Below are 15,948 nucleotides of genomic sequence, written 5' to 3' on the forward strand. Positions count from 1 at the left end.
CCACCGGTGAGCTGGCGTTCTACCGCTGCTACAGCCCTACCCCGGTCCCATTGGCTGTGTTGGTGAAGGTCGCCGGCCGACGCTGGACGGTCGAGGAATCGTTCCAGTCCAGCAAAGGCCTGACCGGCCTGGACCAGCACCAGGTCCGTACCTGGACTTCCTGGCACCGTTGGACGATCCTGGTCATGCTCGCTCACGCTATCTTGGCGATCGCCACCGCCGAGCAACGCGCCCACGAAACGACCAACCCGTCACTGATCCGGTTGAGTATCAACGAGTTTCAGCGACTACTCGCAGCTGGTGCCCTCACCACCGAACGCACCCTCACACGTCTCCTGGAATGGTCACTGTGGCGGCGCCGACACCAGTTCCGAGCGCAGGTCTGCCACCAAAACCGCAGGTCACCGACATGAAAATCGCTAAGTCCGGCTGTAGTACTAGATTCAAGGTCCTGGACGAGTGATGCCACGTCAGCATTGCCGTCTACGGCGGCCGCCTGTACCTTTGTCTTGATCTCGGCAACTTGCTGTCCGGCCTCAGCAAGGGCTGCACCCTTTTCTGCTGATCCGATTCTGTTTCCAAAGTAGAATCCCAAGATGGTCGTCAACAGTGGAAGTGTAAGTGTTATGAGGTCGAAGATTCTCGCGTTCTGGTCGTAGGCTCCGCGATACTGCGGTGCGAAACCAGTACCATCATTCGAGAGGGTTGGAGCCTTTGTTGGCGCAGGATCTGCCAGAAGTGGAGGATGTGAGCTTGATGTTGTGAACTTCCAGACCAGGAGTCCGTAGATAGCGATAATGGCGATTGTTACCAAGAAGGTGGATATTGCGAGAAGTCGGGCGGTGTCGAATCTAGGATCATTCGGTCCTGGATTATTATTTGTCACGAATTTTCTCCTATCTTGAATTCACTACTTCTGTATTGATGAAAGAAGTGTAGCCATCGTAGACGTGCCTGCTTATCCCGCTGAAGTCGGATCGGCGCGTTTGATCACGATGATTCTGGTCCCGCCATTCGTATCCAAAAGTTGTCGCACCGTGCCATCGGGTAGAAATTGGAGACCGCCATGAAGTGTCTCGGGAAAATGTATGGGCAGGGGGATGGTCGTTGTGGTGCCGGTAGTCGTGATGGTGGTGAGATAGTAGGGGCCGCCGTGAGCAGTGCTTATTTGGTATGCGGTGCCGTCGGAAGCGAACTGGACGCCACCGGCAGGCCCTCCGGCGAGGGTGGTGGTGGTGGTGCCGGTGGGTGTGATGTGGGTGATGTGGGTGGTGTATCCGGTCGCGTCGTTGCCGGTAGTGGTGGTTTGGTAGGCCGTGCCGTCGGGAGCGAACTGAACGACGCCGTAGTCGTCTCCGGTGAGTGTGGTGGTTGTGGCGCCGGTGGGTGTGATGTGCGTGACGTGGGTGGTGTAGCCGCTGGTTGGGTCGTACGTGCCGTACGTGGTTTGGTAGGCGGAACCGTCGGGGGCGATCTGGACACCGTCGGATGCGGGCCGGCCGGGCAGTGTGGCGGTGGTTATGGTGCCGGCGGAGCTAATGGTGGTGACGTAGTAGGTGTAGCCGGTGGTGGTGTCGAACGTGTACGTGGTTTGGTAGGCGGTGCCGTCAGGAGCGACCCGGAGGCCGCCGTAGTGGCCGAAATCGCCGTAGGGGGCTCGGGTGAGCGTGGTTGTGGTTCCGGACGTGATGTTCGTGACGTGGGTGGTGTAGCCGGTTGTGGAGTCGCCGGTGCGGCTGGTTTGGTACGCGGTGCCGTTGGAAGCGAACTGGATGCCACCGACACGCTGTCCGGTGAGTTCAGATGTGGTTACGCCGGTCGGCGTGATGGCGGTGATGTAGTCGATGGAGCCGGTAGTGGTGGTTTGGTAGACGGTGCCATCGGGTCCGATTGTGACGCCGCTGCCGGTGTATCCGGTGAGCGTGGTTGTGGTTCCGGACGTGATGTTCGTGACGTGGGTGGTGTAGCCGGTTGTGGGGTCGCCGGTGCGGCTGGTTTGGTACGCGGTGCCGTTGGAAGCGAACTGGATGCCACCGACAGGCTCTCCGGCAAGTGTGATGGTGGTGGTACCGGTGGGTGTGATGTGGGCGATCTGGGTCGTGTAGCCGGTGGTCGAGTCGCCGGTGATGGTGGTTTGGTATGCAGTACTGTCGGGGGCGATTTGGGGACCGTCGACGGGCACTCCGGTCAGCATCGTTGTGGTGAGGGCGCCCGAGGTAGTGATGGTGGTGACATAGTAGGTCTCGTAGGGGGTCGGCAAGGGCAAGGTGATCCTGGTGAAGGTTACCTGATAGGCGGTACCGTCAGGAGCGTATTGGGTGCGGCCGATGGCCTTGCCGACGAGATCGATACCGTCGATCGGCACGATGATGGTTTCGCTCAAGGTGCCACCGTGGCCGTCATCGACGGTGATGGTGACGGTTTCGTGAATGTCGTCATATGTGGCGGCGATGTATGAGGCATCCCAAAGTTGAGCAACGGATGGAGTGTATGTATAGGTACCCGCAACCGGATCGATGACCAGCGTCGCTCCTTTCGCAGTCGTGAAAGTATTTGAGCCCGTAACCGTCGCATCGGTGACGGTGAATATGGGGGTATCTGAGGTATGCCTGCCGCTGGCAGTGATGGTTCCGGTGATTCCAGATCCGCCTGCAGACATTGACGGTTGTGAGACCGTGAAACTCGGCGCCTCGTACTGGGGCAGGATCGGGACTTCGACGTCGTAGTTGACTGTGGCACCGTGTCCATCGTTGGCAGCGATCGTGACGATTGCGGTTTGGGTGGCACCCGGGACGGCTGCATTGTGGCGGGCTTCATCGGTGGGGGTGTAGGTGAAGGTGCCCCAGGGTGTGACGGTGGCGCCGGGTGTGGCGGTGGTGTAGGAGAGGAAGTCACCGTCGGGATCAGCAAGAGTGTAGAGGATCGAGCCGACGACCTGGCCGGTAGCCGGATTGACGTAGTCGATTGTCGGAGCCTGGCCGGGAACTACTGCGGGGTTGCCGTTCTGCGGGACGATGGGGACTTCGATGTCGTAAGTGGTTGTGCCGCCGTGTCCGTCGTCGATCGATACCGCGATGGCGGTGGTCTGGGGCGCGCCGGGTACGGCTGCGTCGTGGCGGGTTTGGGCGTCGGGGGTCCAGGTGAAGGTGCCGTCGGGGTTGATGGTCGCCCCGGGTGTGGTGGTGCCGTAGGTGAGGGTGTCGTCGTCGGGGTCGGTGTGAACACCGGCGATGGTGCCGTCGACTTGGCCGGTGGTGGTGTCGATGTTGGTGATTGACGCGGACTGTCCGGGAACTGTGGTGGGGTTGGCGTTGTCGGAGACGACGGGGACTTCGACGTTGTAACTCGTTGTGCCGCCGTGTCCGTCGTCGATGGTGACGGTGATGGTGGTGGTTTGGGGGCCACCGGGCGCGGCTGCGTTGTGGCGGGTTTGGGCGTCGGGGATGTAGGTGAAGGCGCCTGCGGAGTTAATCGTGGCGCCCGGCGTCGTGGTGGTGTACACGAGGGCGTCGCCGTCGGGGTCGGTGTGGATGCCGGCGATGGTGCCGTCGATCTGGCCGGTGCTGAGGTTGACGTTGGTGATGGTGGCGGACTGGCCGGGGACTGTTTGTGGTGCAGTGTTTACCGGATCGATCGGGACGACGACGGTGATGTCGACGGTGCCGTTGTTGCCGTCGTCGGCGGTGATGATGATGGTGGTGGTTTGGGGTGCGCCGGGTGTGGCTGCGTTGTGGCGGGTTTGGGGGGTGGGGGTCCAGGTGAAGGTGTCGGGGTTGGTGGTGTCGAAGTCGATGCTGGTGTCGAGGCTGGTGAAGGTGACGGGGTCGCCGTCGGGGTCGGTCACGATGTTCGAGAGCCCGGTGACGATGACTGCGCCGGTGACCGTGTCAGCTGTACCGACCGCCAGGGTGTGTGTGGGATCGATGACCGGGGGCTGATTGGTTGGCACCGTGGTGTTTTCGGGGACGTTGATTGTGACGGTGCGGTTGTGGGGGTTTTGTCCGGTGAGTAGACCCAGCAGGCTGGCAAGGCCGTGGACGTGGGGCCCGTTGTCGGAGATGGTGACCGCGAATTGGTCGGCGGCGGTGCTGCCGGGGTTGGCGACGTAGCTGATGGTGCCGTCGGTGTTGACGGTGGCGGTGCCGTGGGTTGCCTGGGTGGTGACGGTGGTGGTCAGCGGGTCGCCGTCGGCGTCGGTGGCGTTCAGGCTGATGGTGTAGCCGTCGGTGGTGGGTGCCAATGTGGGTGCGGCGTTGGGGGTTTGGTTGTTCACCAGGGATTGGGTGCGTTGGATCCACCAGAGCAGGGTCCAGGGGGCGGGGCTGGTGAGCGTGGTTGTGGTGGTGGGTCCGCCGGTGGGGGGGATGCCGAGGAACGTCAGCAGGGTGGCCAGTGGTGCGGTGTTGGTGGTGGTGCCTTGTGGGGTTGCTGTGGTGGTTGCGAAAAATGTTGCGTTGCTGAAGGTTTGGGGTGTATTCGAGGTTTCGGTGGGATCGGGGATGCTGGGGGCGGAGAAGCTGAGGAGCTGCGGGCTGCTGGGTGGTTCGGTGGATTCGGTTGGTTCTGTGGTGTTTTCGGATGGGTCGGTGTCGCTGGTGCGGGATGCCGAGTCCTCGCTCGCCGAGTTGGTGCCCGCCGAGTTAGTGCCCGCCGAGTTAGTGTTCGTCGGGTCGGTGTTGGTCGAATCGGGGCTGGTGTAGTTGGCTGATGGGGCGGTGGGTGGCGTCCAGGATTGGCCGTCGCTGGTGTCTTGGGTGCCCTGGTATCCCTGCTGTGAGTCACCCGAATCAGAGTTGGCCGTCGAGGCGTAGGGCTGATAGGTGCTGGTGTCCGGATTGCTGCTGGTCGGGGAGGTGATGTCGGTCTGGGTGCCGGCTGAGGCGCTTCCGGCGTCCGATGATCCGCTGGTGGTGGTTTCGGTGCCACCCCCGGACGTGTCGACCTCCGGTATTCCTCCTGATCCGTCACCGCCCGGTGATGTGGTCTCGCCGGAGTCGCTGCCGACGGACGAGTCGACTCCGGACGCACCGCTGGAGTCGGTTCCCGACTCACCGGAGGAGTCGGACTCACCGGAAGAGTCGGAGCCGCCGGAGCTATCAGAACCGCTGGAGCTATCAGAACCGCTGGACGAGTCCGCACCGCCGGAGGCTGAAGAACCGCCGGAAGCAGTCGGTGACGACGCTCCCGACGACGATTCTCCCGACGACGACTCTCCAGACGACGATTCTCCCGACGACGAGTTGGACGTGCCGCTGGAGTCACTCTGTGAGGACGTCCCGGACTGCGAACCCGTGTCGTCGTCGGCGGTGGCCTGTCCGGGATTGAGGAACAGGCTGACACCGGCGGCGGCCGCGATGAGGCGGGCACGGTTCTTGTGCGAGATTCGCATGCTGATACTCCAGGCTTTGCAGACGTTTGGAGCAACGCTCCCAGGGTAGACATGGCTACCGGTACCTCACCCGACTACCTAGTTTGTGCGGAGTACTACTCAGTCCGCAGTACAAACTGGTCAGAAGGGGTACTTCGGACAGGTAAAGGTCTGAAAATGTAACCCTTCGGGCGACAGCGGGGTCCGGTCACCAGGTGTTGAGACGCTCCCGGACGCGCGATCGGTAGGCTGTCACCGTCGATGGACGGATGCCCAGTGCGTCCGCCACATCTATGCGGGAGCGGCCCCCGGACGTCATAGCGTAGATCTCCAACTCGCGTGGCGACAGGTTTGTATTCAGCTCGGCCGCGCGGATGGCGGGGGACAGGAAGTCATCGGCCAGACTGCGAAGGAACGTCAGGCGCGGCGAGAGTTCGCGGGCCTTGTGCGGCAAGCCCGCGCTGCGTAGCGCAATGATCGCGTGGGCAATTGCGTCGGCGGCGAACGGGATGTAACCGAGTTCGACGAAGCTATCGCTGACCAGACGCAACCGGGCGGCATCCGCGTCGAGGAGCGCGTCGGCGTGGGCCACCATGAGTCCGGTGAGAGGACCTTCCCCGCGCCTGCGAGGCTCGCACAGTTCCACAGCCGCATCCCGATCACCGAACCGGACGGCCCAGTACAGGTTGTTGACGCCATCGGCGACCTGTTGGTGCGCGAACGAAATCTGCGCTGCTTCGCGGAACCGTGCGATCGGAATGGTCACCTCGCCGGCGGCGGCACGCGCGAAACCGTCACTCAGAATCGGATTCACATCCGGCCATTCGCCGCTGCGCAGGGTTGCCACCTCGCAGCGTTCCTGTGCCCACCGTGCGCCGTCCACATCGCCGAGCATCGCCCGGACACCCGCGAGCATCGCCGCGACGCCACGACCGAGACCATTGCGGTCGTCGGCGGGCAGCGCATGCAGACAATCGAGGGCAAGGCGCCGCGCCTTGCCGAAGTGCCCACGGGCCACCGCAGCCGACGACATCGTCCCACACGCCAGTGCGCGGGGAATCGACTGCAATGCAACGGTATCGGCAAACCTTGCGGCCACCTCGTCTGCCGCGTCGAGGTCGCCACCGCCGATGTGGGTGAGTGCGAGAGTTCGCAGCGCGCCGACACCCACGAGGGGCCCGGACACAGACGCCAAGTGCAACGCATCGTGGCCGACCACCACCGGACGCCGGGTCTCGCCGAGCCTGCGCAACACCTCGGCCTCGGTGAACCTGGCCAGCGCCGCCCACGCCATGCCGTTCCATTCGCCGGTCAAACATGCTCGGGCACTGGACAATGCCTCGGCCTGGCGACCGGCGTTGAGCATCGTCGTCGCGCGCATCGCGTGTATCGCGCCAAGCAGCGCGGGCTGGGTAATCCGGTTCCCGAACGTGTCCAGCAACGCCAGCGACCGGTCGTGCTCACCGGTCGCGGTCGTGTAGTGCACACACGCCGTCACCAAATATCCGGACTGTCATCGATTACATCGGAAAAACCGAGATCCGCCACCGCGGACACCGGCAATGGGGTGAGCAGGCTCAGAAATTCCAGCAGCCCGATTGCCTGCGGCCCGGCGGCGTCGATGGCCGACCCGACCACCGCCTCCAATTCTCTCGACACCGCGAATCCCTCAGCGATGCTGATTGTTCCGTCCTCCCAGCGGTGCACCGCACCCGCCGAGACCGAACCGGCGACGAGGTGCCGGGCGTATAGCGGATTGCCCCCACTCGCGGAATGCAATCTCATCACATCGGCGTAATCCATGGGAGCCCCGAGGTATTGGCCGATGATGGTGGCGAGATCGTCGTGCGAGAAGGCGGTCGGCTGTACCACCATGGCGCGTGCCGCCGACAATGCCGACGTCAGCGCGGGCTCGGCACCGTCGAGTTCCGGTGATCGCGACATCACGATCACCCCATCGTGGATATCCGACTGAATAAGTTGTGCGACAACCATTGCCGACGCCGCATCGAGTAGTCCGGCATCCTCCACGGCGAGCACTGCGCGACGATCGATGAGTCGCTCGGAGAGGTTCGTGACGATTCGCATCACATCGCCCGCACCGTCGACAGGCATCAGCGTCGACAGCGCGGCCAGGGGAGTCTGCCGGGTGGACGCTGATCCGACCAGCCACTCGATCGGGCGGTCCGACGACGCGACGACCGCGCGGGTCAGGCTCGTCTTCCCGATCCCCGCCGGACCGGCGACGATCACCGGCCGTCTCTTCTTCAAAGCCCCTGCGACAAGGGATGATTCCGTCGGCCGGGGCAGGTGCGGCCACACTCTGCTCACGCCGAGGGGCTCCACACGTCGGCGGCCTCACCACGCGAACGCACGCCGAGCTTTGCGCACACCCGCAACACATGTCCCTCGATGGTCCGTACCGACAACTCGAGCCGGTAGGCGATCTCCTTGTTGGACAATCCCTGTCCCACCAATTCGATGATCTGCCGCTCCCGTCCGGTCAGCCGGTCGTCGGCCTCGACGCGCAATTGCGCCGGCGACCTCAGCGAACCGATCCGGGAGATCAGCGAGCGGACATGGGCCCGGGCCGCCCCCGCCCGCGCGCCGTCGCGCGCCTCATCGAAGGCCTCCGCGGCCTGCGCGGCGGCATCTGCGGCCGCAGGCAGGTTGCCGGCCGTCTCGAAGTCCCTGGCGACGGATCTGAGCGCACCGCCGTCGCGGGCCTGCCAGGCATCGGCGTAGCGAACCGTCAGACCGAACCTGCTGAGCGGATTATGTTGCTGTGCAAGCAAACGCAACGCAGTCGGCACACATGCCTGGTCGGGCGCGCACAGTCTGTTGGCCAACTCGGTGTAGTCGGCCGCCACCGCGGGCGCACCGCACGCGACCGCATCGTGGGCGGAGTCCTGCAACAGTTCGACCGCGTCGTCGACCCGATCGCCGGCGACCAGCACCCACGCTTGGCTGATGACGGCGATCGAGGTGAACGACGCCAGCGCGGCCTCGTCCGGCATCGTCTCGTCCGGTACCAGCTCGTCGGGCAGCGTCGGGCCCGGTGGTGCCGATATCGGTTCGGCGACTTCGATTTCGACGATTCCGGATTCCATCGCCGCGATACGGGCGAGCAGTCCGGTGAACAGATTGTGGCCGACAGAGTCGACGAAGATCTCCGCACCTTCGTGCAAGCAGGCACGTGCCTGCGCGAACTGGCCGGATTCGACATAGGTCGCCGCCGCCACCAGCGCCGCCATGGCACGGACCCGGGGTGCTGCGGTCCGAGTGCCTTCGAGCAGCCGGTCGGCGTGTTCGCATGCGCGAGCAACATTTCCGCACTGGCGAAGGGCCACCACCAGGGTGCCGCGGGTGTACAGATCGAGTACGGCGTCCTTGCCCGTCGGGCCGGGGCTTGCCCCGTCGGGGTTGACGACGGCCAGAATCGCACGCACCGCCTCGATGTTCCCGGCGACGGCGAACGCGTTGGCGTACAGGATTCCCACCCACGTACCCACCACCCGGTCGGAGCTGAGTGCTGCGGTGACCGCGGAAATCGGGGTGTCGGTGAGGCTGCACAGTTCCCCCGGACCGCGGGTCGCCCACACCTCCGCGCATCCGGCGACGGCCGCCAGCGGCTGGCACGCACCGGACGGTGAGGTGAGCAGTTCGCGTACCGTCGTAAGGTCGGCCTCGTGCAGGGCGGCCCAGCCGACGGACTGCGGAGGTGTGGGGCAGGCCTTGCCGAGCCGGATCACGGCATGATGCTCGCCCCTGCGCAGCGCGGCATCGGCGGCGGCCGCGAGTACCTCGACATCGGGTTCCAGGGTTTGCAGGGTGAGTTCGCCCGCCAGAATCAGGATCGGGTCGGTCTTGTCGGGTGACGACGAGGGACCGGCTCGGCGGATGGTTTCCAGGCATCCGTCGGCCAGCTTGGCCGCCCACTCCGCGGAAGCCAGACTCGGTGTCACCGAGGCGGCGTACGAGGCGAGATACGGTTTGCGCAGGCGCACCCGATGCTGATCGGCGTCGAGAATCCCGGTCTGCTCGGCGGCCAGCAGGTCCTCTACCGAACACACCGACTGTAGCGCCTGGATCGGAATGGCTCCATCGCAATAGGATTCACATGCCACTGTTGCCACAGAAAGCGCCGACACCACCCTGCGCACCGGCTCGGGGAGCGCCTCGAACTCCGCGCACGACCGATCTCTGAGCGCCGGGGTGAGTGCGGGAACCCACTGGAATACGGCGATCTCACCGATCCCCAGCCAGCAGCCCCGGGCGATGGTCAGTTCCACACCTTCGATGAATGCCGCGGGAGTACCGCCCGCCCACCGCAGGAGCCGCGCGACACCCGTGACGGTCGGAACGCTGCCGAGGGCATGCCGGACGTAGCTGGTCGCATCCTCGATGGTCAGGTCGGCCAGATCCAGGCGCGGCAGATGGCCGTCCTTCCACAGCGCGGAGATCGACGCGGGAGCGGTTCGTTCTGGTGTTTCGGTGCTACATGCGAGAAATGCCGGGATGCTGTCGTGGACGATCAGCGCGTGCAAGATGGCCGCGGACTCGTCGTCGAGCAGGTGCGCGTCGTCGACGACGAGCGTCGAACCCGACGTCAGCAACTGCACCGATATCGCCCACCGCGCCGAGTCCCGCGCATCGCCGGACGGGACGGCGAACGAGTAGCGCAAGCTGCCGAGGGTGCCGGATACCCGGGTGAGTGGACCGTCGACTCCGGCCACCAGTTCCGACAGAGCGGTCGTCTTACCCGACCCGGCACCGCCGACGACGACGCAGCCGGCCGGAAATACACGATGGCCGGCCGTCGCCCGGTCCAGTGCCTGGGCGGCCCGCAACTCGGCAAGAGACATCAACACACCTCACATGATGAATCCACACTGAACCGTAGGGTAGATATCGACGCGATGTTAGCCCGAACGGTGTCTCACCGCGCGGGTATGTCGCGGCCTTGATCGGCTGCCGATGGGTCGCGCAGATCGATGCGCAGCCGGCGCCACAGCGGGATCGCGATCAGCAGCGAACCGGCCGTTTCGACCGCCGCATAGGTCCAGCCGACGCCGGCGATGCCATGCCGCGGGATCACCCACGCGCAGCCGGCGATGACTCCGATGGTGGACACCACCTGCAGCGCAACCGCCGGCAGCATGGTCCGATGCACGCGGCACAGGCAGGCGAACACCACACCGGGCGCGCTCGCGATCGGGACCAGCGCGGCCGACAGCATCAGCGCCCACGCGTTCTCGGCGTAACTCGGGCTGACCAGCCACAGCGCGATTGGTCCGCCCACTGCCAGCGCGGCCGATGCGGCCACGATGACCAAGCCGAACAGTCGCAGGAACCTGCCCAGCAGGGTGGCGAGTTGCTCCGGATGGGCGGCGGTCTCGGCGATGAACGGCCCGCACACCATCAGCACCGCCACCAAGATCGCCGACACGATGGTCCATGACACCGTGAAATACGCCGTTTCGGTGGCCCCGGCCTGCACCACCACCAGCAGCGGTAACACCAGTGGCGTGATGCTCGCCAGCGCCGCGATACTGAACGTGCTCGCGAAGTAGCTCCACAGTTCGCCGTTCGGCGGCAGCGTCGATTCGGTGCGGGACTGGGCGCGCACCGCCATCACCACCACCGTCTGCGCGACGAGCACCGCAACCGCAGCGGTGAGCACCCACGACACCTCGATCGCCGCGTGACCCGCTACTGAACCGCGGTCACCTGCGACGGTCAGGCCTAGGGCACACAGGATCGCGAGTTTCGCGACGGCGAAGGAGATGTTCTTGACCGCCGCCCAGCGGGCCGCGCGCAGCCCGACCAGGACCGAATCGGCCAGGGCGAACGCCGCGAGCGTCGCCACGCACAGCGGGAACAATGTCTTACCCGTCGTCGACTCGAACAGGTCGTCGGCGGGACCGACCGCGATGAAGACTGCGCCCAGGAGCAACGCGAACAGCCCTGTGACGACGTAGCCGCGGATCAGCAGGGCTCCGGTGCGGCGTCCGGCGAGCGGCAGAAAGCGTTCGTACAGCGCACCGAGACTCAGATTCGCCAGCGTCGACAACATGACCGCGGTATTGATGACCGCACCCGCGCGGCCCACCTCGGCCTCGACGAAGAAGCGGGCCGCCAGCGCCCAGAACACCAGGCCCAGGGCGCTGTTGATCAGCGCCGCGGCCAGCAGTGCCGTCGAATTGAATTCTAGGCTGTGCCAACGGGATCGGTCGCAGTTGTCGTTGTCGGGGTTCGGGTCGACGTCGGTCACGCTCGACGCGACCTGACCGTCGCGGTCCGGTAGGGGTTCGCCGCGTGGTTCATAACGCCGAATTTTGCCATCGGCAGGGTGGTTCAGAAGTTTGCGGTTCAGAAATCCGAGCCGCCGTCGACATTGAGATCGGCGCCCGTCATGTAAGTGTTGGTGCGGGAACCGGCGAATGCGATGACCGGTCCGATCTCGGACGGGAGACCGGCCCGGCGGATGAATGCGGGATGCCCGAACTCGGCGTCGATCGCGTCCATCACCGCGTACAGGTCATCGAGGTCGGGGCGGCGGTCGTCGGGCAGGCGTGAGAGGTAGTCACGCAGGCCCTGGGACAGGAACGAACCGGGGGAGACCGTGTTGACCAGGATCCCCTCGGGTGCCAGGGTCTGCGCGAGATTCTTGCTGACGCTGGTGAGCGCGGCCTTGGCGGCGGTGTAGGCGATCAGGGTGGGGGACTGACGACGCACCGAATGCGCGGATACATTCACGATGCGCGCCCACTCGGCCTTGCGGAGCAGCGGTAGCGCCGCTTCCACGCACTTGACGGCGCTGAGCGTGCCGATGTCGAAGGTGGCATGCCAGTTGTCGTCGTCGATGCTCTCGAGGGGGCCGATGCCGACGTCGATGGGACCGACGGCGTTGACCAGTGTGTTCACCACGCCCCAGCGTTCGCCGATGGTCGCGAATGCTGCGTCGATATCGGTTCGGCTGTTGAGGTCGGTGGGAATCGGCAGGACATCGGGGGCGCCGAGTTCGGTCAGCCTGGCGGCGGTGTCGTTCAGTCCTTGCTCACCGCGGGCCAGCAGCGCCACTTTCGCGCCCTCGGCAGCAACGGTTTCTGCTGCTGCCCGGCCCATTCCCTTGGTGCCCCCGTTGACCACCACCACCGCATCGGCAAATCCCAGATCCACGTGTCATCCTCTCTACTGTGCCTCTATCTGTTTACTGTAAGGCATTCAGTTGGGTTGACGGTTGGCTCCTGTGCTGGTTGAGGTGACCGGCTTTGCGGCGACGTCCATCGCTATCTACGAGAACGGATTCTGTTTGGTGACCTGCTCCAACTCGCCGACCTCGAGACGCCGACCGAGGATCAGCTTGCCCGACACCGATTCCAGCGCGGCGACCCACCATTCGGCGCGGTCGAGCACCGGCTGCGCCACCGCCCGGTCGACGGTGCTCAAAGTGACCAGACGTTGCGCGACGTCGTCGACGGTCAACTCGATCTGGACGCGGCCGTCGATCAGCGAGATATCGGTGCCGGTTGCGTTGTGCAGCGGTGTGACCGCGTCCCGGATTCGCCGGAACAGCCGCGCCTCCGGGGAATGCCCGAGCGCCCAGCCGTCGGGGGCCTCGATCATCTTGCCCGGGTAGAGCTGTGCCGACTGCTGAAGCTGGGTGCGAGAAGACTTGCGCAACATCAGGATCAGCGCGGCTGCCACGGCCACGGCACCGACGATCACCAGCAGAACGGCAATGATCACAAGAGTTCCCACCGCTACCTCACCGACTGTACGAGTATCACGATCGCCGTTATGGCGATGATGGCGGCGACGATCGCCGCAATGATCTTGACCTTGCTGTACGGCCGCGAACCCTGCACCTCACCGGTTACGCCATTGATGTACACCTGGAACGGTTTGGAGTCGTACACCACCGTCAGCAACCAGATCGGCAGCAGCAGATACCGGAACTGCAGCGGATTGAACCGCGATTCCGACGACGAGATGCGCTGCTTGTCACCGCCGATGTCACGGCGCACCGTGGAGGCGATGCGATCGTCGATCTCCTCGCGGCGGGCGACCTGAAAACCTTCCTCGGGTCCGATCTCGTAGGTGCGGGCCAGATGTCCGGCGAGGTATTCGCCGGTGAACGGGCGCGCCGTCTCGATCGGCCACGGCTTGAGCTCCTCGACACGTTTCGGATCGACACCGGTATTAGCCAGGGCTGCAACATCTTTGAAATTATCGACGACGTCGCCGCGGACATTGGTCCAGCGGGTGCGGGTTTCGGTGTGCCGGTCGTCGCCGCTACCGACCTCCACCGTGTAGTCGTCGCCGCGCTGACCCGTATAGCGGGTATAGGCGATGGTGTCGTAACTGAAATAGGAGAAATACACGCTCGAAAACGAGCCGAGGGTCCGATACTTCTTGAACTCCGTCGGCGCGAACCAGCGGGAATTGATCCACTTCTCGATGTTCTGCCGCGCCACCTTGTCGTCGACACCGAACGGGATCACCCCGTCGACGGGCAGCGTCTTGGGAGCGTCCTGGATATCGTCACGCTGAATCGGCGATGCACAGTACGGGCAGCGGGTGGCGGTCAGCGTTCCGGTGAACACCGTTGTACCACCACAGTTCTGGCACACCACCTGATGTTCGTCGGAGGCGGCCGGGTCGTTCGACGACAACAGTCCGCGGGTGTTGGCGGCGGCGACCTTCGCATCGCGGAGTTCGTGCAATCCCACCCGGGCGTCGGACCGGGCGATCTCCCTGGTGCTGTTGCAACTCGGGCAGCGCAACACCCCGGTCGCCGGATCGAACACCAGATTTCCGCCGCAATTGGCGCACGGATAGGTGCGGGTGTCCTCGGTGACATGATGCTGCCCGACCCGGCCCGCGCGCGGGTCCACCGGTGGTGCCATCGGTGGCCGTGAGTTGTTGGCGGGCATCGATGCGGCCTGCTTCGGCGGGCCTGCTTGTCGTGGCGGCATCGGCGGCGGGCTACCGGCACCAGTCGGTGGTAGCGGAGGCGGTGCGCCGTACGGAGGACGTGGTGGGCCACCGGATTGCGACGGCGACGGACCGCCGGACTGGAACGGCGGCGGTGCGCCGAACGGCGGTGGCGGTGGGCCGTCGGACGGCAGCGGCGGCGGGCCGTCGGACGGCAGCGGCGGCGGCGTGGGGGGAGTGGTCATCGGACAGTCCTCTCGAAAAGCCTTCTCGAAAAGAACGCGCGCGGTCAGGCCGGAGGCATCCGAGGAGGCAGCGGCGGCGGAACCGCCGGGAACAGCGTGGCGAGCTCGGGAACCTGTCCGGCCGCCGTCCACCCGGCCATGTTCGCCGCCCACACCAGCGTCTGCCGCGTCACCGCACCACCGGCGATGTACTGCTGCAACTGAGCGGCCGTGTAAGGTCCACCGGCCTGCCCGTTCTGCTCGACGTGGTACTGCGTCGCGGTAGGCAACGGAGGTGGTGCGGCGGCCGGAGCCGGGCCGGCCTGGCGAGGTCCGGCGACCGCACCGCCCATCTGCTGGCCGAGCGCCATGCCCATACCGGCACCGAGAAAATCGCCCACCGAACTTCCGCCCGGATTGTTGGCGCCCGCCACCATTGCCTCGCCGAGCTTGCCCTGCTGATAGCGCTGCATGTCGTCGACCTGATTGAGGAAACCCTGCTCCTCCACGCCGCGCGCCACACCACGGGTCATCGCCGCGGTGATCTCATCCGGCAGCGAGACATTGAGCAGAATGTCCTCGATGCCGAGGCCGTACTCGTCGTCGACACGTTCCTGGACGAACGCCTTCAGCTTCTGCGACAGCTCACCGACCTTGCCCTGCAGGTCGATCACGCCGACACCCGTCTGCAAGATCATGTCCGAGAACGCCTGCGCGATGATGCGCCGCAACAACTCCGAGATCTCATCGACGTTGACGTTGCTGTCGGTGCCGATCACCTCCCGCAGGAAGATCGCCGGATCGGCCACCCGCACCACACACATGCCGTTGGCACGGACCTGAACCATCTTGAAATCAGGGTCGCGGATGGTGATTGGGTTCGGTGTGCCCCACCGCAGCTCGGTCACCGGCCGGGTGTTGATGAAGTACACCTCGGACCGGAACGGGCTCTTGAACCCGTGTTTCCACCCCTGAATCGTCGACAGGATCGGCAGATTCTCGGTGGTCAGCTCATAGTTGCCGGGCCCGAACGTGTCCGCGAGCCGGCCGCGGTACACGAACACCGCCTTCTGGCCCTCCCGGACGATCAGCTGAGCGCCGTTCTTGATTTCGTTGTTGTAGCGCGGAAAACGCCACGCGAGCGTCGTGCGAGTGTCGTCGAACCATTCGATGATGTCGACGAGCTCGCCCTTGAGCTTGGAGATCACGCCCATGTCTTCGCTGTCCTCCGGTCGGTGTGCGTCAGGAGCGCTAGCCAGCGTAGTCACTTCGGGCGGGGTGTGGGAGGCGATGTCGTGTCAACGGATGAGTGGTGCGACCGATGTGCGAGCTATGTCCACCGCCGCGTCTTCGGCGGATGGTGGGCAGGAAGGGAACGGATTGATCGCCGCCAATTGGCATCTGACTTGACCGTGA

General features: G+C 64.9%; 9 protein-coding genes and 1 pseudogene. 1 reads left to right on the forward strand and 9 read right to left on the reverse strand.

Annotated elements, in window-relative coordinates; all coding sequences use genetic code 11:
• Positions 1-413, forward strand: a pseudogene (locus tag KDB67_RS19385) (IS701 family transposase); the annotation flags it as partial.
• Positions 414-958: 545 nt separating this feature from the next.
• Here the strand turns inward: KDB67_RS19385 and KDB67_RS19390 are convergent.
• The 9 genes from KDB67_RS19390 to KDB67_RS19430 all read right to left on the reverse strand — a co-directional run bounded on the left by KDB67_RS19390 (position 959) and on the right by KDB67_RS19430 (position 15,746).
• Positions 959-5,389, reverse strand: coding sequence for an Ig-like domain-containing protein (locus KDB67_RS19390; protein ID WP_291019456.1), 4,431 nt, complete (start codon positions 5,387-5,389; stop codon positions 959-961).
• 187 nt (positions 5,390-5,576) lie between these two features.
• Entirely contained in the window at positions 5,577-6,854 is a 1,278-nt protein-coding gene (locus KDB67_RS19395; protein ID WP_291019460.1) for a LuxR C-terminal-related transcriptional regulator, read from the reverse strand.
• Positions 6,855-6,862: 8 nt separating this feature from the next.
• The gene (locus KDB67_RS19400; protein WP_291019463.1) at positions 6,863-7,621 is read right to left on the reverse strand and encodes a hypothetical protein; all 759 of its coding nucleotides are present in this window, start codon (positions 7,619-7,621) and stop codon (positions 6,863-6,865) included.
• Positions 7,622-7,695: 74 nt separating this feature from the next.
• The gene (locus KDB67_RS19405; RefSeq protein WP_291019466.1) at positions 7,696-10,233 is read right to left on the reverse strand and encodes a LuxR family transcriptional regulator; all 2,538 of its coding nucleotides are present in this window, start codon (positions 10,231-10,233) and stop codon (positions 7,696-7,698) included.
• A 74-nt stretch (positions 10,234-10,307) separates the two neighbouring features.
• Positions 10,308-11,642: a hypothetical protein gene (locus KDB67_RS19410; RefSeq protein ID WP_291019469.1), complete on the reverse strand. Its 1,335-nt coding sequence runs from the start codon at positions 11,640-11,642 to the stop codon at positions 10,308-10,310.
• Between the two features lie 98 nt (positions 11,643-11,740).
• Positions 11,741-12,550, reverse strand: a complete 810-nt coding sequence (locus tag KDB67_RS19415) for an SDR family oxidoreductase (protein WP_291019472.1) — start codon at positions 12,548-12,550, stop codon at positions 11,741-11,743.
• Between the two features lie 114 nt (positions 12,551-12,664).
• Positions 12,665-13,120: a hypothetical protein gene (locus KDB67_RS19420; protein WP_291019474.1), complete on the reverse strand. Its 456-nt coding sequence runs from the start codon at positions 13,118-13,120 to the stop codon at positions 12,665-12,667.
• A 14-nt stretch (positions 13,121-13,134) separates the two neighbouring features.
• On the reverse strand, positions 13,135-14,553 hold the full coding sequence (locus KDB67_RS19425; RefSeq protein ID WP_291019477.1) for a hypothetical protein: 1,419 nt from the start codon (positions 14,551-14,553) through the stop codon (positions 13,135-13,137).
• A gap of 44 nt (positions 14,554-14,597) precedes the next feature.
• Positions 14,598-15,746, reverse strand: a complete 1,149-nt coding sequence (locus tag KDB67_RS19430) for an SPFH domain-containing protein (RefSeq protein WP_291019480.1) — start codon at positions 15,744-15,746, stop codon at positions 14,598-14,600.
• Positions 15,747-15,948 lie beyond the last annotated feature (202 nt).

The organism is Gordonia sp. (in: high G+C Gram-positive bacteria), from assembly GCF_020438995.1.
GTDB lineage: Bacteria > Actinomycetota > Actinomycetes > Mycobacteriales > Mycobacteriaceae > Gordonia.

Coding starts and splice junctions, on each gene's coding strand:
- KDB67_RS19430 (WP_291019480.1), bottom strand. CDS start 15,746: ATGGGCGTGATCTCCAAGCTCAAGGGCGAGCTCGTCGACATCATCGAA.
- KDB67_RS19405 (WP_291019466.1), bottom strand. CDS start 10,233: ATGTCTCTTGCCGAGTTGCGGGCCGCCCAGGCACTGGACCGGGCGACG.
- KDB67_RS19390 (WP_291019456.1), bottom strand. CDS start 5,389: ATGCGAATCTCGCACAAGAACCGTGCCCGCCTCATCGCGGCCGCCGCC.
- KDB67_RS19425 (WP_291019477.1), bottom strand. CDS start 14,553: ATGACCACTCCCCCCACGCCGCCGCCGCTGCCGTCCGACGGCCCGCCG.